Raw genomic sequence first — 19,507 nt, 5'->3', positions numbered from 1 at the left:
GCAAGCATAGCGAAATTTGAGCCTCGTGACAGGGCATTGACGCCAGTTGAAATCGGTCTGATGTATCGGTATATGGAACGGGTAGGAACGACGCCATCAATCAGAGCAGCGGTTAAACTTTTGCTGTTAACGATGGTACGTAAAAGCGAGCTTACTAACGCGACTTGGAGCGAGATCAATTTTAGTGAAGCATTATGGACGATACCAAAGGAGAGGATGAAACGACGTAATCCACATTTGGTTTTTCTTCCCCAACAGGCAATGGATATTTTGATTGCTCTTAAAACCTTTGCCGGTAGCTCTGATTTTATCCTTCCTTCGCGCTACGATTCCGATGCACCTATGAGTAGCGCTACTTTAAACCGGGTTTTGACACTGACGTATCGTCAGGCACAGAAAGAAGGGGAGTTGTTGCCTAAGTTTGGCCCCCATGACTTACGGCGTACTGCCAGCACCTTGCTACATGAGGCCGGGTATTGATGTAGCCCCCTGAAACACCAGACAGTAGCTGTATCTCCAGATAAGAGATAGGCTTGAATATATGTCTAACACTAACACCAATTTTGAGATGACCGGGATCCTGTTAGGGCAAGAAGTCCGTAAACGTAAAACTCCTCAGGAGAAGATTGCCATTATCCAGCAGACGATGGAGCCGGGTATGAATGTCTCCCATGTCGCACGCCTGCATGGTATCCAGCCCAGCCTGCTGTTTAAGTGGAAGAAGCAATATCAGGAAGGCAGCCTCACCGCCGTTGCGGCTGGAGAGGAAGTCGTTCCTGCTTCTGAGCTTACTGCTGCTCTGAAGCAGGTCCGGGAGCTTCAGCGCCTTCTGGGCAAGAAGACGATGGAAGTTGAGATCCTGAAAGAAGCCGTGGAGTACGGTCAGTCGCGAAAATGGATAGCGCACGCGCCCTTGTTGCCAAAGGACGGGGAATAGCCATGGTCAGCCGGACCATGTGCGTGTCGCGTGCGCAACTGTCACTGCGGATTAACCGTTCTGCCGACTGGCAGGACAGGCGCTGTAACCGGCGTAATGAAGAAGCAGACGCAGAAATACTGTCGGCTATCCTCAACATTATCAGCGATATGCCGAGTTATGGTTATCGACGCGTGTGGGGCATCCTGCGCAAGCAACGTCGCACAGAGGGACAGCCACCTGTGAATGCCAAACGGCTTTACAGGATAATGAGCGAGCATAACCTGTTGTTGTTGCATCACAAACCAGAGCGACCGAAGCGTGAACATAAGGGCAAGATAGCGGTGGCAGAAAGCGATATGCGCTGGTGTTCAGATGGCTTCGAGTTCGGCTGCGACAACGGCGAAAAACTGCGTGTAACGTTCGCGCTGGACTGCTGCGACCGCGAGGCCATAGACTGGGCAGCAAGCACGGGAGGCTATGACAGTTCGACCGTGCAGGATGTGATGCTGAGGTCGGTGGAAAAGCGCTTCGGTGACAGGTTACCGGACACACCGGTGCAGTGGCTGACGGACAACGGTTCAGCGTATACGGCGCATGAAACGCGGAGGTTCGCGGTAGAGCTGAATCTGGAGCCCTGCACAACAGCGGTGAGCAGCCCACAGAGCAATGGCATGGCTGAACGGTTCGTGAAAACGATGAAGGAGGCTATATCGCGTTCATGCTAAAGCCGGATGTGAGAACAGCACTGTGAAACCTTGCGGCAGCGTTCATACATTACAATGAAAACCACCCACACAGCGCTCAGGGATATTACTCCCCGAAGGATTACCGGCGACTGCGGGGAGCGTTAACTTAAGACACAAAAGCTGTCCGGAAATATCGTGTCAAGATCAGGTCAAGATCTGGAGGATGGTCCCATGCATTTGCCTGACGTCACTTATGACAAATCTCCCGATCATAAATTCCACCGTTTAAAGCCAGCATTTGCTTCTTATTCTTTGAAACCATTTTTGTCATGATTTGCGAATCATCTAAAAAAATGTCCCCAAATGTTCCTGGTCGTGCATTCCATCCAGCAATAATCACTGTATCGCCCACGTTTAATGCTGCTACAGTATTGTTATCATAATCCGTATTTCCGAAAAGGAATTTCAAGCCTTCACTTGAATCAGGGATGTGTAACGTTACTAACGGATTTTTACTGAAGGTGGCTGCGCTAATCTTTTTTATTTTTCCTGTAACCATCAATCGGCACTTTTTGAAGTCATTTGTTGCTCTGAACTCATGTTCCTGAAATCGTGCATAAACTTCTTCGGTTGTATACAGCCTTGGAAGTATATCTATTATCGATGATTTTGTTGATTGTTCGTTTTGTTGTAAAGATGCTGAACCTCCGTTCGAGAAATGTATTAATTCCGATGTTCTGGCTTGGCTGGGTGTTATTGCTATTCCGTTCAATATATAAAGTCCAAAGAAGAAGGCAACATTTGTCGTTGACTTTTTAAATTTTGAGGTCATTTTGTTTCTCCATAACTTCTATCTTAACAATACGCTCTCCATTACGGTATATTTTTATGTTGTCAGGCGGGGACTTCACGGCACTACGAATTTCATTCATGATGTCTTTAGATAACATATCGCAACCTTCCATATACATAACCTTACGGGTATCGGTATCTGATATGTTAGTGAAGCTGCTACTGATCCATGAATCAGGTATTTCGACCCCATGTAACAGCTTCATATATTGAACGATGAACGCATCTGTCAGGTGAAATCGCCCTACTGTGTATTTTCCTTGGTAGGAATTGTCCGGTGATTGTGCTAAATAGTCATGGACCAATACTACGGTTACGTCATTACTTAGCATTTTCAGCCTCCAGTTCAGTGATGCGCTTATTGGTCATGTCAATTAGGCATTGAACATCCTGATTGCAGGTAGCCTGTTTTTTGATCCATTTTCGTTGCGATGGTAGCAAAGATTTACGTGTTTCAGTTGGTAGTTCTTTCCATGTATCGTTAAGCTTTTTATCCGCAATACGATAATCTTCTTCAGGGGAGTGCGGTGTTGTTAGCTTGTCATGAGCGGTTGTGATGTTCTTTGCTTTATTCTGAAAATATGATTTATCAGCACACGCTTTTTCCCAACTTTTTGAGATCTTCGTAGCTATGTCCTCAATAAACATTTCACGAAGTGTATACCCATTTAATTTCGCACCTTCTTCCAATATGAGGCGATATTCATAAGGAATGGCTTGCAATTGTTTATCAATATTCAATTCAGGATCGTCCGACTCGTTAATGAATACTTTAGCTTCTTCTATCGTCGGCGCTCCACGTTTGCACACATCTTCTCCGTTCTTAAACATTCCTTTCGTTAATTTACGCACGGGCTTATCTGGATTTGAGCACTTTTCTTTGATTCTGGCTTTAATGTTTGCGGACTGTTCATTAATGACCATCCTTGCTGCCGTAGGGTCATTTTGATACATAGAACGTGCCAGGGGGCCATTTAGCAATATGAGTTCTATGTCATCTGACGTAGGTCCACCATTCAGGCAAAGCTCACTTGCCGGGAGCGCCATAAGGTCATCCACGGTATCAATATTCTGGAAACTGATGCGGTTATCTGAGGCTGCTGTAGCGCTGCTTGAAATCAAAAAGGCATTCAACGTGATGATCTTAATGAGTTTTATTGGCTTCATGCGTATGTCTTTCCTTGTGCTATCGAAAAAACTGCGACTCTTCAGTAAACGTAAATTGGTTGATTTCGAAGTGAAATCAGGCTGAGAGACTTGATTTTATATTGATCTATAAGATCTATCAATAATCGCATATTGATCTATGAAATAGATCGATTGGCGCGGGTAGAAGAGGTGGCATGGCTACGAAGGTTATTGTATTTAATGGTTTTTCAAGGAATGATATGCTTAATGTTAAGGTGGGGAGGGGCGGGTTAGTATCGAGTATTCCCAAAGAAGGGGATTACATTCAACTTACCTGGGGAGTTACAGCAACTATAGAGGTGTTTCGATAAGAAGCGGAACAATGGGATCAGTATGTAGACGTAATGGATAATGTAATTTAGCCCCCTTGCTCTAAAACGCACTGTATCGAGTTTTACGGGGTTTTGGTATTAAATAATGCCCACGCCTACTTTAATCGCTCTGACAAGATACAGAGCGATTCATGGCGTTATAGCGATGGATAATAACATCTTGTGTTTACATTGGAATATGGGATGTTTTCACATTGGAGCTAATACTTGCCTTTATTCCGTCAGTTCATCGATCAGCGTTCGGGGATGTTCTAATCGTTTTTTCGCTTCCGTCATGAACTTATCTCGGTTGATCAATATGTCAATATGATCATGTAGTATCAACCCCTCAGATTCAAGAATTTGAGTATCGTTTATAGTCTGTGCTTCAACATAAATCTTACCCTTCTTCCAGCCTGAGTTGTTTTCGATAACGATACGCTGTTTATGCTGATCGCGGTATGTGATGGTAAACAAGTTGTGTTTCTTATCTATTCTGGAGCAGTCTATGCGCGTAATAACGGTCTTAATGTTTGCCCTTATTTTTGCGCGTAAAGGGTTAAGTGCGTCATTAATATCAAACTTCCTGAATTTGTCCCACCCTTCAGTGTTCATTTGCACGATTGATTCATCGTATAGCCTTTTTTCCTCTACCAGGCTTTGTTTTTCTTGTTCAAGTTGTTCAATTTGCGAAGTCATGCTGTTAATGATTGCCGGGCTTTTAGCTGAACCTATAGCTAATACATAGTTCTCAATTTTCGATTCTATGTCCGATATTTTCCATTCTAAACCAGATGGTTGATATTTCGTCTGTAAGAATATTCTATCAGCTATCAGTTGTAAAATTGTCCTTTCAAGAGTGCTTGCCCTGAATCCCCACTTATTACAATCCTGATGTAGATCTCTGGATGCGCATTGGTAACGGTAAGCATGTGGATGGTTCTTAAGGGTTGATTTAGCCTTAACCATGTAACATGAGCAGTGCGCACAATGCAAAATGCCAATACCGGAAAGTAACGGTATTTCAGGGTTAATCTCGCGATTCGGGGCAAACCCTTTGTTTCCAACTTGGATCTTTAACGCTTCGTATTCATCTTTGCTGATGATAGCAGGGTAATAATCATCCAGAACGTATTCTGCATTGTTTACAGTGATTACTTTTCGTCCATAAATGGCTGGCTCAAGGATTCTGGAACAATGCTGCATATTCCATATACCTTTTGATTTTTTGTTGCCAATAACCGGTCCATCGTAGTTGTTTTTCAGGTGCATAAGGATCATTCGATTTGACCAACCGTCTTGTTTTAACTGGATAATTTTTTTTGCTATGGGGAACAGGACTGGATGCGGATTGACATACCCAGTACTCGAATCTGTCCACCATTTATCCGACCCTAACTCTTTAATTGCGATTACAGGATCACCTGGTTTCCTTTTTTGGTGGCGTCTGATCTTGGATAGAGCACTTGCAATGGTGCGGTGTGATTTGGTTGAACTTTCTTCGTTTGCACGGCTGAACAACATCACGCTAAACATCAGTTGCTGCAATATCTCGGTGTTTACTTCAGTCTGCCTGTAAATCTGTTTATCAATCCCGGTAATTACCGTGATGCCATTAAGCAATAAACTGGTGAAAAGGTTAACTGCTTGCATGGCGTTCTGGCGTGAGAAGCGATCAAGGGATTCAATCAAAAGGAAAGACCCCTTTGGGATCAAGCCGGATTCAACCTGGGCTATAAAATCCGATAATGCTCCTTCCTGAACGTTTTTACCTTTGTACGCGGATACTCCTAAATCTTGGTATTCCTCGAAAATTTCCAGATCGTACTCAGCAGCGATCTTTTTTGCCATTTCCGCAATGTAACTCTTCTGTCGCTCGATCGAGTTACCTCTGCCTTGTCGTTCGCTGGAGTAACGGATATATGAATATAAGCGTGGACGATTCATGGTATTGAATTTCACTGGACGTACTGTATTTCTTAAGATTGTAACATGTGCAGGCATTGGTCATCACCTCTTTGGTAATCCATTGCGGCGACAGGTATAGCTGTTTTTACGCCTCAATTCTTAATGAGGTGTATTTTACTTTAGTGTTACCGATGGTGACGCCCAGCACCGCCATCACGGTAAAGCCCAGACCGGTTAGCACCGCGTGGATGAGATACAGCACCGGCGCGACAAACAGGAACAGGAATTCGATAGGCTCAGTCGTACCGCCTACAACGCAGGCGATTACCCCGGAAATCAACAGCCCTTTAATTTTGTGACGATTTTCCGGTCGGGCGCAGTGGTACATCGCCAGCGCCGCGCCTGGCAGACCGCCGAGGAAGGCCGGCATTTTACCCTGTGACAGGAAGCGGGTCGCACTCTCAGAGAAGCCATGAGTGGTTGGGCAGCTCAGCTGCGCCTGGAAGATGGTCAGCGCACCGCTTACATCATGACCGCACACTTCCATGGTGCCGCCTGCTTCGGTGAAGCGAATCAGCGCCACCAGAATATGTTGCAGGCCAAACGGCAGCAGCAGACGTTCGCCGGTACCGAAGATCATCGGGCCGAAATCGCCCGCGCCGTTAATGATACGGCCAATACCGTTGATACCGAGCGCAAAGACCGGCCAGATCAGCGGGATGACCAGACCAAACAGCCCCATGACCACGAGAGTAATAATTGGCACGAAGCGGGTGCCGCCGAAGAAAGCCAGGGCATCGGGGAGGCGGATATTGTGGAAGCGCTCATGCAGCATCCAGATAATGACCCCCGCGATCACCGCGCCGAGGATCCCAGTGTCGATGGACTGAATACCAATCACGCTCTGAATGTTGTTGGCTTTCAGCACCGCAGCATCGGTAGTGGGCAGGATGCCTTTGGCGGTCAGCCAGAAGTTCACCGCAAGGTTCATCACCGCGTAGCCCACAAAACCGGCGAACGCCGCCACGCCTTTATTCTCACGCGCCAGGCCCAGCGGGATGGCGATACAGAACATCACGGGCAGGAAACTGAAGGCAAAGGAGCCGACCTTACTCATCCAGATAAAGATCGCCTGCAGCACAGGGGTACCGAGGAACGGGATCAGCGTAATGACGTCCTTACTGCTGAGCGAGCTGCCGATCCCGAGCATGATCCCGCAGAACGAGAGAAGCGCCACGGGCAGCATAAAGGTTTTACCCAGTTGCTGGAAAAATTCCCACAGCGATATTTTTTGTGCTGTTTTCGCCGTCATAAAACGACTCCTTTATTGTTAAAATCAGTTTGTCTGCTTCAATGCTGCGAGAAGATAAAACGTTTTATCAAAGTTTAGTGCGCGCTGAATCACATTCTCAGCCTTTCACTGGTAGTATAAAGATAACGTATTGATAAAACGTTTTACCGATCTCATTATCAGGGAGTCACGCCAACACATGGCTGTAGCGAAAAAGATCACCATCAACGATGTCGCGCTGGCGGCGGGGGTTTCCGTCAGCACCGTTTCACTGGTCCTGAGTGGAAAAGGGCGCATCTCTCCCGCGACCGGTCAGCGGGTTAACGACGCCGTTGAACAACTGGGTTTTGTGCGTAACCGTCAGGCGTCGGCCCTGCGCGGGGGACAAAGCGGCGTGATTGGCCTGATCGTGCGTGACCTGACTTCACCCTTTTACGCCGAACTGACCGCCGGGTTAACCGAAGCGCTGGAGGCGCAGGGACGAATGGTGTTTCTGCTCCACGGCGGGCGCAAGCCGGACCAGCTTCTTTCCCGGCTCGACATGCTGCTCACCCAGGGCGTTGACGGTGTGATTGTTGCCGGAGCGTCGGGCGTGAGCAGTGAATTATGCGAGCGCGCGGCCGCAAAAGGGGTGCCGCTGGTCTTTGCGTCGCGTGCCAGTTATCTGGATGAAGCCGATACCCTGCGGCCAGATAACATGCAGGCGGCCCAAATGTTGACCGAGCATCTTATTCGTCGCGGGCATCAGCGGATTGCCTGGCTCGGCGGAAAAAGCTCGTCGTTGACCCGCGCCGAACGGGTGGGCGGTTATTGCGCGACGCTGATTAAATACGGTTTACCGTTCCACAGCGAGTGGGTGGTAGAGTGTGAATCCAGTCAGAAAAAAGCCGCAGAAGCGATCGGTGCGCTGTTAAGCAGCAGCCCGACGATAAGCGCCGTGATTTGCTACAACGATGTGATTGCGATGGGGGCCTGGTTTGGTCTGATCCGCGCCGGGCGTCAGAGCGGTGAGGGGGGGGTTGAAACCTTCTTCGGCCATCAGGTGGCGTTAGGGGCATTTGCCGACGTTGGCGAAAATGCGCTGGACGATCTGCCCATCGTCTGGGCCACCACGCCCGCACGGGAGATGGGCTACACGCTGGCGGACAGGATCATGCAGCGCATCGAAAAAACAGACGTGCAGGCCGGGCACCAGATTGTGGCGGCGCGTTTGGTAACGGTGAAATAATCCAGAGCACGTTGCGGAGCGTAGGCCAGATAAGGCATCGCCGCCCCCCGGCAATAAAAAACCCCTCATGCGAGGGGTTTTGTCGTTTACTGCTGCGGCGCCGCAGGTTCGGCTGGCGCTGCTGGTTCAGCCGGTTCCGGCATGCCCAGGGCAGGCATACCAAACATGCCGACAAAGTCCTCCAGCGGCATTTTGTCACCGTTGAGCGTCACCTGGCCGTTGGCATACTGCAGGCTGGTGGAAATCGTGTTGTCGTCCACCTTTGTGATGCGGAACATCTGGCCCATCGCCGCCAGGCCTTTCACCTGCTGGTTTGCCAGCTTGCCGGCATCGTCATCGCCGTACCCTTCAAGCTTCGCAATCTGAGTCATAAACTCGGTTGCCATATCCATTGGGATCGTCAGCTTGCTGTCCAGAGACTTCACGCTGCGATCCACTTCCTGTGCCAGCGTTTGCGGTTCGCCCGTTGCGGTTGCCGGATCTTTCAGGAACAGAGACAGGTTAAAGCTGGTTTCGCCTTTGCTGTTTTTCCAGCTCAGCGGAGCGACGGTGATCACCGGTTCACCTTTGAGCAGAATAGGCAGGTTGTTGAACAGCACGGCCATCGCCTGCTGCTGATACACTTCCGGGTTCTGCTGCAGCGCGGCATCGGTCAGCAGCGCCTGGCTCTCTTTGCTGTATTTCTGGCTGAATTCATGCCACGCCTGACCGTCAATATTGCCGATCTTCAGCGAAAGCTTGCCGGTACCCAGGTCCTGATTCTGCACTTTCAGGCTCTTCAGGGTGTAATCCAGCTGAGTATTGATGCTCTTACCGTCTTTGGAGACATCCGATTTACCATCAACGTCCATGCCTTCCAGCACGGCCATCTCTTTACCTTCAATCGCAATGGCAATCTTATCAATCGAGAGTTTCTGATCGCCGATACGCTCTTTGAAGTCGGTCATGCGGCTGTTGCCGTCTGCTTTCAAATTGTTGAAGGTAATTTGTACCTTCTGATCGTATTCGTTAACGGCGTTGACCAGACCGCTTTGCGCTTCCCCTGTCAGGGAGAGCACGTTCCCTTCGCGGTCAGCATCTACGGTGAAGTTGCCACCGCTGAAGGTGACTTTCTCGTTCTCTTTCTCGTAGTTCAGCGCCTTCAGCGCGATATTCGAGCGGGTATCACCGGCATAGCTGATGCGGGTATCAACCGCGAAAGGCGATTCATTTTTTGCCAGATCGAACAGCGGCTTAGTTAAGTCGTTATTCACCAGCACGGTGTGAACGGACGCCATTGATGGGATCAGGTTAAAGGACTTCAGCTGCGCCAGCGGGAACGGACCGTGACTTACCACCTCATCCAGCACCACCGTCTGGCCCGGCTTCAGCCAGCCATTTTCATTTCCGGCAACGGGCTTCACCACAAGCTGCATATGGCTGGTGAATACCCCGCGCTCATAATTCTGATAGCTCAGCTCTACACCCGCTTCCGGTGCGCCACGCTTAATTTGGCTGTTAGCCTGTGCCACCATCTCAGCCAGACGGCTCTCCAGCTGCTTCCCGGTAAACCAGGATGCTCCCGTCCAGACTACGCCTAACGCTACAATCACGCCTACCGCTACGACCGATTTTTTCATTGCGACTATCCCTAAAATGAAACCAGGCGGTAGAAACCGCCCGGAGATATAAAGCCTGCCACTAGCTTAGCAAGAGTTGTTAAAAAATTCAGTATTGTCTAAAGCTTATTAAATACGCGCGCCAGGCGACCGGTACCGCTCACGCTGACCGGGGACTCATTAGCAGCAACGAATGCTGACTCACCCGGCTTAAGCACCAGACGCTGTTCGCCTTTATGCAGTGTCGCTTCACCCTCAACGCAGAACAGGATCGCCGCGCTCTCCTGCGCGATGGTCGTTTTGGTCTGGCTGAGGTCGTGCAGGGAGAAAGCAAAATCGTCAACCGGAATAGGGAAGTCCAGCTCTGCGCCATTTTTGACGGGCTGAGTAAGCAGCTCGGCAGCAGGTTTTGCCACAAACTTCACGTTAGCCACCAGTTCAGGGATGTCGATATATTTCGGCGTCAGACCCGCGCGCAGCACGTTGTCCGAGTTGGCCATTACCTCCAGCGCCACACCCTGCAGATAGGCATGCGGCGTTTCTGCGAACAGGAACATGGCTTCGCCCGGGTTTAGCTTCACCACGTTCAGCAGCAGCGGGGAGAACAGGCCGCTGTCGTCCGGGTAAAACGCAGAAATCAGACGGATGGTGTCCCATGGTTCGCCCTGCTGGCCGTCCAGCGCCGCTTTCAGCACCGCCAGGGCGTGGGATTTCTCGTCGCCCTGCATGTTGAGCAGGCTGGCGAACAGCTGGCTCAGGCTTTCCGCGTTCGGATTTGCCAGGAAATGTGCGATAGCGTTATGCGCTCCTGCGACCGGATGCAGCAGAGAGATGATCTCGGAGAACTCGCGAAACGCGTTCATCGCCAGGAAAGGGGTCAGCGCAAAGACCAGCTCCGGCTTGTGGTTCGGATCTTTATAGTTACGCTCGGCGGCATCTAACGGGATACCGGCCGCATTCTCTTTTGCAAAGCCAATTTCAGAGGCTTTCTTGTTCGGGTGAACCTGGATGGAGAGAGGTTGATCGGCACACAGCACCTTAAACAGGAACGGCAGCTCGCCAAAACGACTGGCCACGCTGTTGCCCAGCAGCGTGGCTTTATCGGCGTCAATTACGTCGCGCAGCGCGCGCACCTGGCCGCTGGCATCTTCAACTTTTGAGCTGCTCTTCGGGTGGGCGCCCATCCACAGTTCTGCCATCGGCAGGTTGTCCGGGTTCGCGATACCGTAGAGTTCCGTTAACGCAGTTTTACTTCCCCAGGCGTAGTTTTGCACTGAGTTGATGAGTTTTTGCATTATCAAGCCCTGATTCAAATGTGGAATAAACTCCGGGTATTAAAGCAATAAACCACCTGGAAGTAACCTGCGGATGTAAAAAGTCGTACTAGTCTCAGTTTTTGTTAAAAATTTGTGTAGGATAAGCTGACTCGCTTTTAAGCCGGGCAGCGGAACATCTGCCCTGAATAATCAGACCGACGCAGTAAGTGAGAGAACAATGTCGAACAAACCCTTTCATTACCAGGATCCTTTCCCGCTCGGTAAGGATCAGACCGAATATTACCTGTTAACCCGCGATCACGTCTCTGTCTCTGAGTTTGAAGGGCAGGAGATCCTCAAGGTCGATCCGCAGGCGCTGACCTTGCTGGCGCAGCACGCCTTCCACGACGCCTCGTTTATGCTCCGTCCTGCGCATCAGCAGCAGGTGGCCGATATTCTCAGCGACCCGGAGGCCAGCGAAAACGATAAGTATGTCGCGCTGCAGTTCCTGCGTAACTCCGATATCGCGGCAAAAGGCATTCTGCCGACCTGCCAGGACACCGGTACGGCCATCATCGTGGGTAAAAAAGGCCAGCGTGTCTGGACCGGTGGCGGCGATGAAGCCGCGCTGGCGCACGGTGTCTACAACACTTACACCGAAGACAACCTGCGCTACTCGCAAAACGCGGCGCTGGATATGTATAAAGAGGTCAACACCGGCACCAACCTGCCTGCGCAAATTGACCTCTACAGCGTGGACGGCGATGAGTACAAATTCCTTTGCATCGCGAAAGGCGGCGGTTCAGCCAACAAAACCTACCTCTACCAGGAAACGAAAGCGCTGCTCACACCGGGCAAGCTGAAGAACTACCTGGTGGAAAAAATGCGTACCCTCGGGACTGCAGCCTGCCCGCCATACCATATCGCCTTTGTCATTGGCGGCACGTCGGCGGAAGCGACGCTGAAAACCGTGAAGCTGGCATCGACTAAATACTACGACGCCCTGCCAACCGAAGGGAACGAACACGGCCAGGCGTTCCGCGATGTTCAGCTTGAGCAGGAGCTGCTGGAAGAAGCGCGTAATCTGGGGCTCGGCGCACAGTTCGGCGGTAAATACTTTGCTCACGACGTGCGTGTGATCCGTCTGCCGCGCCACGGCGCATCCTGCCCGGTGGGTATGGGCGTCTCATGTTCGGCGGATCGTAACATCAAAGCGAAGATCAACCGTGAAGGCGTGTGGATCGAAAAACTGGAGAACAATCCGGGTAAGTACATTCCGGAAGCGCTGCGTAAAGCCGGTGAAGGTGAAGCGGTTCGCGTTGATCTGAACCGTCCGATGAAAGAGATTCTGGCGCAGCTGTCTCAGTACCCGGTCTCGACGCGTCTCTCCCTGAACGGCACGATCATCGTCGGCCGCGACATCGCCCATGCGAAGCTGAAAGAGCGCCTGGACAACGGCGAAGGGTTGCCGCAGTACATCAAAGATCATCCGATCTACTACGCGGGCCCGGCGAAAACGCCAGAGGGTTATGCCTCCGGCTCATTAGGCCCAACCACCGCAGGCCGCATGGACTCCTATGTTGACCAGCTCCAGGCCAACGGCGGCAGCATGATCATGCTGGCGAAAGGCAACCGCAGCCAGCAGGTGACGGATGCGTGCCACAAGCATGGCGGGTTCTACCTGGGCAGTATCGGTGGTCCGGCGGCCGTACTGGCGCAGGGCAGCATCAAGAGCCTGGAGTGCGTGGAATACCCGGAACTGGGTATGGAAGCGATCTGGAAAATTGAAGTGGAAGATTTCCCGGCGTTTATCCTGGTGGATGACAAAGGCAATGACTTCTTCAAGCAGATCCAGTCCTCTCAGTGTTCGGCATGTGTGAAGTAAGCTAAAAAGCCGGGTGGCGGCTACGCCACCCGACACCAAAAAGAGCGCACAAAGCGCCATAACGTTTCTCAGAAGTCATCAATACTTATCTCTTAAGCATGTGAGCAATCCCATCTTTAATTATCAAGGAGAAAGTAATGACAACGCATCGCCGTGAGAAAGATTCGATGGGCGCGATCGACGTTCCGGCCGACAAACTCTGGGGGGCGCAAACCCAGCGCTCGCTGGAACATTTCCGTATTTCGACAGAGAAAATGCCCGTTTCGCTGATTCAGGCGCTGGCGCTGACCAAACGTGCCGCCGCCAAAGTGAATCTGGATCTGGGCCTGCTGGCGGCTGACAAAGCCAACGCCATCATCAGTGCCGCCGACGAAGTGCTGGCGGGCAAGCATCCCGACGAATTCCCCCTGGCCATCTGGCAGACCGGCTCTGGCACGCAGAGCAACATGAACATGAATGAAGTGCTGGCCAACCGGGCAAGCGAGCTGCTGGGCGGCGTGCGCGGTATGGAGCGTAAGGTTCACCCGAACGATGACGTTAACAAGAGCCAGAGCTCCAACGATGTCTTCCCGACGGCAATGCACGTGGCGGCGGTGATTGCCATCCGTGAACAGCTGATCCCGCAGCTAAATGTGCTTAAAAGCACCCTTAACGAGAAAGCCCAGGCCTTCAGTGATATCGTCAAAATCGGGCGTACCCACCTGCAGGATGCCACGCCGCTGACCCTTGGACAGGAGATATCCGGCTGGGTGGCGATGCTGGAACACAATCTCAAACACATTGAGTACAGCCTGCCGCATCTCTCTGAGCTGGCGCTGGGCGGCACGGCGGTGGGGACGGGGTTAAATACCCATCCGGAGTACGCGGTGCGCGTGGCGGAAGAGCTGGCCGCGATTACCGGGCAACCGTTTGTTACCGCGCCCAATAAGTTTGAGGCGCTGGCAACCTGCGACGCGCTGGTTCACACCCATGGTGCGCTGAAAGGGCTGGCGGCATCACTGATGAAAATCGCCAACGACGTGCGCTGGCTGGCCTCTGGCCCGCGCTGCGGCATTGGTGAAATCAGCATCCCGGAAAATGAACCGGGTAGCTCCATTATGCCGGGCAAAGTGAACCCGACGCAGTGTGAAGCCATGACTATGCTCTGCTGTCAGGTGCTGGGAAATGACGTGGCCGTCAATATGGGCGGTGCGTCAGGCAATTTCGAGCTGAATGTCTATCGTCCGATGGTTATCCACAATGTGCTTCAGTCTGTACGTCTGCTGGCGGACGGCATGGAGAGTTTCAACGCGCATTGCGCCTCCGGCATTGAGCCGAACCGCGAGCGAATCAGTCAGTTGCTCAATGAGTCGCTGATGCTGGTGACCGCCCTCAATACCCATATCGGCTACGACAAAGCCGCTGAGATCGCCAAAAAGGCGCATAAAGAGGGGCTGACGCTGAAAGCCTCTGCGCTGGCGCTTGGCTACCTCACGGAAGACGAGTTTGATGCCTGGGTCCGCCCTGAAGCGATGGTCGGCAGCCTGAAATAGTCACGTCGCCACATACAGGTGCAGCCGGGGAATAATCAGCTGCAGCGGCTGCGCCTGAGGCTTATAGCGATGCTGAACGTTTTCCGCATCGTAATTCAGCAGTTCGCCAATGTCCGGTACCACGGCGCCCTGATCGGCATCATAGAGCGCAATCAGCGGCGTTGGGCAGGCGTACTGGATCTGCTTTTGCTGGCCTGAATACCAGACGCGGGCGATAGGCTGCACCTTCACCGGGCGTTTAATCTTAAGGCGCGTTTCAACGGGCAATGACGCGATGCTGTGATACTCCTGCTCCAGGCGCTCAATCCACTGCTCGCGCGACCACGGAGCCACGGTGCGCGGCGCTTTCAGGCTCTTTTCCAGCTGGGCCAGGATCTCATCCCGGGTAAAGTTTTTGATAATGTGCTTGTTGGCCCAGCCGAAGCGCAGCGTGGCGGGCTGACGCAGTACCGTCAGCGTACGGTAGGCATTCAGGGTGATTAAACCCGGAAGCTGGCGGTGCACCCACTCAAAGCGGGCGGCTGGCGCCAGGCCTGACTCTTCGGTAATGATCTTTTCAAATGCCGCTTTCAGGGTATTGATGTGCGTAATCTGGGTTTCCAGCGCCTCACGGGTTTCGGCGTCCGTTTGCAGGCAGATCACCCCCGGCAGGCGAACGGCCGCCTTGCTGCTGCGGTTTTCTGACTGCTGCTGAATAAACAGGCGACGATAGTGCTGTAGCGCCAGATCCCGCGCGGATTGGCCGATATGCTGTTTGACGTCGATGGTTTGCAGCGGATCGTGCTCTGCGCCTTTTGCCACCTCCGGCAGGGTAAAGACCCGCGCAGCCAACAGGCGGCAGGCCTGCAGGCGCTCGGTCAGCGTTAACAGCTCATGCTCCATCTCCCGAAAGGTGCTGTTCAGCCTTTCGATAAGATCGTATGTCGCCATGTGAATCCCCATTAGTTACAACATACTCATGGTATAACACAGCACGCCGGGTCAGGCCAGCGTGCGGTTAAGGTCAGGCAGGAACGGGAAGGGCGATGTTATGGTACACCGGCCAGCTAAAGCAGAAGCATGCGCCGCCGAGTTCACTCTCCCCGCACTGCACCGTGCCGCCCATCGCCTGCGCGATAGAGTGGACAATCGCCAGCCCCAGACCACACCCTCCCGTCGCACGGTCGCGGCTCGGGTCGAGACGCACAAACGGCTCGAACACGGTTTCACGCGCATCCGGGGCGATGCCGGGGCCATCGTCTTCCACCGTCAGACGGGCCTGATTGTCCTGCAAGTCCAGGCCAATCCGCAGCGTGCTCTCGCTGTAGCGCATGGCGTTGTTCATCAGATTATCCAGCACGCGTTCCATCAGGCGCATGTCCAGCGCGCCGTAATCACCCGGTGTGACGCGCGTTAACAGGGTGCGTTGCGGATTGACGCTCTGGACGTCATCAATATGGGTTTGGATCCACGTCGGCAGATCCGGAGTACTGAGGTGCAGTTCATTTTGCGGACGGTCAAGGCGAGCGTAGGTAAGCAGCTCCTCAATGAGCGCTTCAAGCTGGCCGATGTCGCGGTTTAACGCCTGAGACTCTGCCGCCGTAAGGTTTTCGCTCATCTCCAGCCGGTAGCGCAGGCGCACCAGCGGCGTGCGCAGCTCATGAGCAATCCCGTCGATCAGTTGTTTTTTACTGGCAATCAGGGCGTTGATGTTATCGGCCATCTGGTTAAATGCCACCCCCAGACGTTCAAAGCTGGACCCGCTGTCAAAGTGAATACGCTCGGTAAGATGCCCCTCGCCAAAGCGCTGTGCGGCGGATTCCAGTTTCAGCATGTCCTGCCAGTGTGGGCGCATCCAGATAAAGACCGGGAAGGCGAGTGAAATGGCGATAAAGGCCATCAGGGCCATATCCAGCAGGCGCATCTGGTGCAGATAATAGAGATAAGGCACCGGCCCTACAGCCAGCACATAATGACTGCGCGGAATGCGCTGGATAAAGGTGTATTTCTCATCCAGTGCCACGATATCCCCGTCACGCAGGCGCTGCATGGCAGGCGGATCTAAATCGAAATCCTTCAGCGGTTCAATGCGCAGATCGAACGACAGGTTCAAATCCAGCTCTTTTAAGGTTCTCGCCCAGTCATGTGGTGGAATTTCACGCAGTTCGCTGCGCATCAGATAAAGTGAGCTTTTCATCAGGTCGTCCAGCGACTGCCTGCCCGCTCGTTCGGCAGTGAACTTATAGACCAGCCCGACCAGCATGGTCATCACCAGGAAGCAGACAAACAGCAAAAGATAAAACTGCACAAAAAGCTTTTTCATTAAATCTCACCGAAAAAACGATACATGCAGAATATACATGAAAAACCTTCCGGTGTTTTCACCACCATCATGCACGACAAACGTATTATCTGAGCCGTGCCGAGGTTTGTTACATGGCGTGAGTACTTCTTTTGATTTTGGCGATGAGTTTTTCTATCACGCTCAGGCCTTCCGCGATCTCCGCATCAATCACGGCGCTTCCGAATTCGTTAATTAAATCCAACAATATTTCGTAAGACTGAATCAGTTCCAGAAGATCAAAGAGGGCTTTTTGGTCGGCACGCGTGGGGGAGGCTTGGTTAAGCGTTGCCTGATTAACAATCCATTCAAGATTGGTTTTGATGGCTTCTACGTCATGGTAGCTATACATATGTCATAGGCTTAAATCCTCATTTCAAGATTTTATGGGAGAGAGGTAGCGAAAGCGTCGCGATAAAAACGTTTATGTGGCGGGCCCGGTGCGAGCTCAAGAAGGAATGCAGGAAAAGTAATTATGGATTAGTTCGCTGGCTTAGCAAGTTAATTGTTGCGCCAACGGGCAAATTAACGCGCGAAAGTCAGGGCATTGTCGTGTAATGCCTTCATTTCGCGCAGGTTATGCTATTTTGCCAACGCGATCAGGTTTCCCAGGCGTGCGGGGCGAACAGATAACCCTTGTTACGCACGGTTTTGATGCGGTACGGCTCGGTGGCGTTGTCCTGCAGTTTCTTACGCAGTCGCGAAATAGCCACGTCAACACTGCGATCCATTCCATCGTAACTTACGCCGCGCAGGTTTTTCAGCAACGCGTCACGGTCCATAATCTGCCCCGCATGAGTGGCCAGCTCCCAGAGCAGGTCAAAATCGGCGGTAGAGAGCGCGATAAGCTCACCGGAAAGCAGGACCTGGCGGTTAATAGGATCGATGGATAACGTGCCAAACCGCATCGCTTTATGCGGCATGAGGGACTGCGCCGGCACCTCGCGTTCACTGCTGGCATGCTGGCGCAAATGCAGGCGCAGACGGGCGAGCAGAACGGCAGGCGGCGTGGTTTTAAGAATGTAGTCATTGGCCCCCATCTCCAGCGACAGAATATGGTTCATGTCGCTGTCCAGTGAGGTCAGCAGCACGATAGGGCCATCCCACTGAGCGCGCAGGTCGCGGCACAGCGTCATCCCGTCTTTGCCGGGCAACATGATATCCAGCAGCACCAGGTCCGGGTTTTCACGCACCACGACCTCTTCGGCGCGATCGCCACGTGGCTCAACAATAACGTCCATATCATGTTTACCCAGATAAGCGGCGATCAATTGTCCCACTTCGGGCTCATCTTCTACATAAACAATCTTATTCATACAACGTCTGTTATCGCGAAAAATGCCAACATACACCGCGTAACCTTAACCTTCCATTAATCTTTCAAAATTAACGTCAGTTCCGTTATTCTGGCTCTTATTGTTACTTGATTGTTATAGGAAAAAGCATGGGGCTGGCGATAAAAGCCGCGCTGGGCGCGCTGGTGGTGTTATTGATTGGCGTACTGGCAAAAACCAAAAATTACTACATTGCCGGGCTGATTCCGCTCTTCCCGACGTTTGCGCTCATTGCACACTACATTGTCGCCTCGGAACGCGGCACTGAGGCGCTGCGCACCACCATTGTGTTTGGCATGTGGTCAATCATCCCTTACTTTCTCTACCTGTTGTCCTTGTGGTATTTCACGGGCTTTCTGCGGCTTCCCCTGGCGCTGGGCGGGGCGGTGGTCTGCTGGGGGCTCAGCGCCTGGGTGCTGATTTTCTTCTGGAGCCGCTATCACTAGCGCAGCGGTCGCCCGCCGTCCACGGCAAAGGTTCTGCCGGTGACGTAACAGCTGGTGAGCAGATAATCGATAAGGTCGATCACCTCTTTCTCGCCAGGGGCGATTTTCATCAGGGATTTATTCAGCGCCTGCTGACGATACTCGGCATCATCGCCCTCGTTGAATAAAATCATCGCCGGGGCGATGGCGTTCACCTTGACCTCTGGTGCCAGCTTGCGGGCAAATGAACGCGTCATGTTATCCAGTGCGGCTTTACTCGCCGCATAAGCGATGTGTTTGTCGCTCCCGCGCTCCACCACATAATCGGTGAAATGAATAATGTCCCCCGCGGCATGGCCGTGGCCGCGCAGCAGATCCTGCAGGACATGGTTAAGCAGATAGGGGGCATTGACGTGGATCTGCAGCATACAGGCGAGCGTTTCGCTAAGCGACGTACCGGGTTTTTCTGCAAGCCATGCGCTGGCGTTATGGATAATCGCCCGCAGACCGTGGGTCGTAGATTTGACCTTATCCGCAAAGGCAAGTATGCCGTCGTCGGTGGAGAAATCAGCCTGAATACAGGTTGCACCCGCTTTTCGTAGCCCGTCTATCGAGGGGTATTCCGTGCGGTAACTGACAATGACCGGGTGGCGAAGGTTGAGAAAGTGATGGGCGAGGGCGAGGCCGATACGACGGCCTCCACCAGTGATCAGTATTGGGCGATGCTGCGCAGTTCCCATCGTATTCTCCTTTTCAGTTCAACAATGGGAAACG

15 protein-coding genes and 3 pseudogenes are annotated in these 19,507 nt (G+C 52.2%); 6 read left to right on the top strand and 12 right to left on the bottom strand.

Annotation, left to right across the window (positions count from 1 at the left end; all coding sequences use genetic code 11):
* Window positions 1-477, top strand: a pseudogene (locus M8370_RS11750) (tyrosine-type recombinase/integrase); the annotation flags it as partial.
* A gap of 91 nt (window positions 478-568) precedes the next feature.
* A pseudogene (locus M8370_RS11745) lies at window positions 569-1,775 on the top strand (IS3 family transposase).
* A gap of 77 nt (window positions 1,776-1,852) precedes the next feature.
* Here the strand turns inward: M8370_RS11745 and M8370_RS11740 are convergent.
* The 5 genes and pseudogenes from M8370_RS11740 to malX form a co-directional block, all read right to left on the bottom strand.
* The gene (locus tag M8370_RS11740) at window positions 1,853-2,437 is read right to left on the bottom strand and encodes a hypothetical protein (protein WP_058660849.1); all 585 of its coding nucleotides are present in this window, start codon (window positions 2,435-2,437) and stop codon (window positions 1,853-1,855) included.
* Window positions 2,421-2,789 carry a hypothetical protein gene (locus M8370_RS11735; RefSeq protein WP_058660847.1) on the bottom strand — a complete coding sequence of 123 codons (369 nt, stop codon included), beginning with the start codon at window positions 2,787-2,789 and terminating at the stop codon, window positions 2,421-2,423. Before M8370_RS11735 ends, M8370_RS11740 begins: the two co-directional genes overlap by 17 nt.
* On the bottom strand, window positions 2,779-3,624 hold the full coding sequence (locus M8370_RS11730; RefSeq protein WP_058660846.1) for a lysozyme inhibitor LprI family protein: 846 nt from the start codon (window positions 3,622-3,624) through the stop codon (window positions 2,779-2,781). The genes M8370_RS11735 and M8370_RS11730 overlap by 11 nt, the downstream gene beginning before the upstream one ends.
* A gap of 566 nt (window positions 3,625-4,190) precedes the next feature.
* Window positions 4,191-5,960, bottom strand: a complete 1,770-nt coding sequence (locus M8370_RS11725; RefSeq protein WP_058660844.1) for a recombinase family protein — start codon at window positions 5,958-5,960, stop codon at window positions 4,191-4,193.
* Window positions 5,961-6,045: 85 nt separating this feature from the next.
* Window positions 6,046-7,176, bottom strand: a pseudogene (gene malX / locus M8370_RS11720) (PTS maltose transporter subunit IICB); the annotation flags it as partial.
* Between the two features lie 178 nt (window positions 7,177-7,354).
* On the opposite strand from malX, the gene M8370_RS11715 reads away from it, so the two are divergent.
* Window positions 7,355-8,383: a Mal regulon transcriptional regulator MalI gene (locus M8370_RS11715; RefSeq protein WP_038980402.1), complete on the top strand. Its 1,029-nt coding sequence runs from the start codon at window positions 7,355-7,357 to the stop codon at window positions 8,381-8,383.
* 86 nt (window positions 8,384-8,469) lie between these two features.
* On the opposite strand, the gene M8370_RS11710 is transcribed toward M8370_RS11715, so the two are convergent.
* Together M8370_RS11710 and manA are read right to left on the bottom strand one after the other, a co-directional pair.
* Window positions 8,470-10,002: a YdgA family protein gene (locus tag M8370_RS11710; RefSeq protein WP_013096881.1), complete on the bottom strand. Its 1,533-nt coding sequence runs from the start codon at window positions 10,000-10,002 to the stop codon at window positions 8,470-8,472.
* 98 nt (window positions 10,003-10,100) lie between these two features.
* Window positions 10,101-11,276 carry a mannose-6-phosphate isomerase gene (manA, locus tag M8370_RS11705; RefSeq protein WP_250021090.1) on the bottom strand — a complete coding sequence of 392 codons (1,176 nt, stop codon included), beginning with the start codon at window positions 11,274-11,276 and terminating at the stop codon, window positions 10,101-10,103.
* Window positions 11,277-11,475: 199 nt separating this feature from the next.
* Here manA and fumA point away from each other — a divergent pair, with 199 nt between their 5' ends.
* Together fumA and fumC are read left to right on the top strand one after the other, a co-directional pair.
* The gene (fumA, locus tag M8370_RS11700) at window positions 11,476-13,122 is read left to right on the top strand and encodes a class I fumarate hydratase FumA (RefSeq protein WP_219246583.1); all 1,647 of its coding nucleotides are present in this window, start codon (window positions 11,476-11,478) and stop codon (window positions 13,120-13,122) included.
* A gap of 137 nt (window positions 13,123-13,259) precedes the next feature.
* On the top strand, window positions 13,260-14,654 hold the full coding sequence (fumC, locus tag M8370_RS11695; protein WP_013096878.1) for a class II fumarate hydratase: 1,395 nt from the start codon (window positions 13,260-13,262) through the stop codon (window positions 14,652-14,654).
* Here fumC and tus read toward each other — a convergent pair whose 3' ends face one another.
* From tus to rstA, 4 genes are all read right to left on the bottom strand, one after another.
* Window positions 14,655-15,584, bottom strand: coding sequence for a DNA replication terminus site-binding protein (gene tus, locus M8370_RS11690; protein WP_013096877.1), 930 nt, complete (start codon window positions 15,582-15,584; stop codon window positions 14,655-14,657).
* A 73-nt stretch (window positions 15,585-15,657) separates the two neighbouring features.
* Window positions 15,658-16,956 carry a two-component system sensor histidine kinase RstB gene (gene rstB / locus M8370_RS11685; RefSeq protein WP_013096876.1) on the bottom strand — a complete coding sequence of 433 codons (1,299 nt, stop codon included), beginning with the start codon at window positions 16,954-16,956 and terminating at the stop codon, window positions 15,658-15,660.
* A 109-nt stretch (window positions 16,957-17,065) separates the two neighbouring features.
* Complete coding sequence (locus M8370_RS11680) at window positions 17,066-17,326, bottom strand: hypothetical protein (RefSeq protein WP_130626034.1); 261 nt, start codon at window positions 17,324-17,326, stop codon at window positions 17,066-17,068.
* Between the two features lie 247 nt (window positions 17,327-17,573).
* Window positions 17,574-18,290, bottom strand: coding sequence for a two-component system response regulator RstA (gene rstA / locus M8370_RS11675; protein WP_095427160.1), 717 nt, complete (start codon window positions 18,288-18,290; stop codon window positions 17,574-17,576).
* Window positions 18,291-18,418: 128 nt separating this feature from the next.
* On the opposite strand from rstA, the gene M8370_RS11670 reads away from it, so the two are divergent.
* Window positions 18,419-18,754: a GlpM family protein gene (locus tag M8370_RS11670; protein WP_013096873.1), complete on the top strand. Its 336-nt coding sequence runs from the start codon at window positions 18,419-18,421 to the stop codon at window positions 18,752-18,754.
* Here the strand turns inward: M8370_RS11670 and folM are convergent.
* Window positions 18,751-19,473 carry a dihydromonapterin reductase gene (gene folM / locus M8370_RS11665; RefSeq protein WP_250021089.1) on the bottom strand — a complete coding sequence of 241 codons (723 nt, stop codon included), beginning with the start codon at window positions 19,471-19,473 and terminating at the stop codon, window positions 18,751-18,753. The genes M8370_RS11670 and folM overlap by 4 nt on opposite strands.
* Window positions 19,474-19,507: the final 34 nt, after the last annotated feature.

Origin of the sequence: Enterobacter cloacae complex sp. OE43NF (assembly GCF_023544405.1) — a bacterium.
GTDB lineage: Bacteria > Pseudomonadota > Gammaproteobacteria > Enterobacterales > Enterobacteriaceae > Enterobacter > Enterobacter cloacae.
The sequence above is the reverse complement of the archived record's forward strand: the minus strand, read 5'-3'. Positions and strand labels throughout refer to the sequence as shown.

Excerpts from the sequence above, each read along its gene's own strand:
- fumA (WP_219246583.1), top strand. The coding sequence starts at position 11,476 with ATGTCGAACAAACCCTTTCATTACCAGGATCCTTTCCCGCTCGGTAAG.
- M8370_RS11725 (WP_058660844.1), bottom strand. The coding sequence starts at position 5,960 with ATGCCTGCACATGTTACAATCTTAAGAAATACAGTACGTCCAGTGAAA.
- tus (WP_013096877.1), bottom strand. The coding sequence starts at position 15,584 with ATGGCGACATACGATCTTATCGAAAGGCTGAACAGCACCTTTCGGGAG.
- M8370_RS11670 (WP_013096873.1), top strand. The coding sequence starts at position 18,419 with ATGGGGCTGGCGATAAAAGCCGCGCTGGGCGCGCTGGTGGTGTTATTG.
- M8370_RS11735 (WP_058660847.1), bottom strand. The coding sequence starts at position 2,789 with ATGCTAAGTAATGACGTAACCGTAGTATTGGTCCATGACTATTTAGCA.
- M8370_RS11715 (WP_038980402.1), top strand. The coding sequence starts at position 7,355 with ATGGCTGTAGCGAAAAAGATCACCATCAACGATGTCGCGCTGGCGGCG.
- rstA (WP_095427160.1), bottom strand. The coding sequence starts at position 18,290 with ATGAATAAGATTGTTTATGTAGAAGATGAGCCCGAAGTGGGACAATTG.
- manA (WP_250021090.1), bottom strand. The coding sequence starts at position 11,276 with ATGCAAAAACTCATCAACTCAGTGCAAAACTACGCCTGGGGAAGTAAA.
- M8370_RS11740 (WP_058660849.1), bottom strand. The coding sequence starts at position 2,437 with ATGACCTCAAAATTTAAAAAGTCAACGACAAATGTTGCCTTCTTCTTT.
- fumC (WP_013096878.1), top strand. The coding sequence starts at position 13,260 with ATGACAACGCATCGCCGTGAGAAAGATTCGATGGGCGCGATCGACGTT.
- M8370_RS11730 (WP_058660846.1), bottom strand. The coding sequence starts at position 3,624 with ATGAAGCCAATAAAACTCATTAAGATCATCACGTTGAATGCCTTTTTG.
- rstB (WP_013096876.1), bottom strand. The coding sequence starts at position 16,956 with ATGAAAAAGCTTTTTGTGCAGTTTTATCTTTTGCTGTTTGTCTGCTTC.
- M8370_RS11680 (WP_130626034.1), bottom strand. The coding sequence starts at position 17,326 with ATGTATAGCTACCATGACGTAGAAGCCATCAAAACCAATCTTGAATGG.
- M8370_RS11710 (WP_013096881.1), bottom strand. The coding sequence starts at position 10,002 with ATGAAAAAATCGGTCGTAGCGGTAGGCGTGATTGTAGCGTTAGGCGTA.
- folM (WP_250021089.1), bottom strand. The coding sequence starts at position 19,473 with ATGGGAACTGCGCAGCATCGCCCAATACTGATCACTGGTGGAGGCCGT.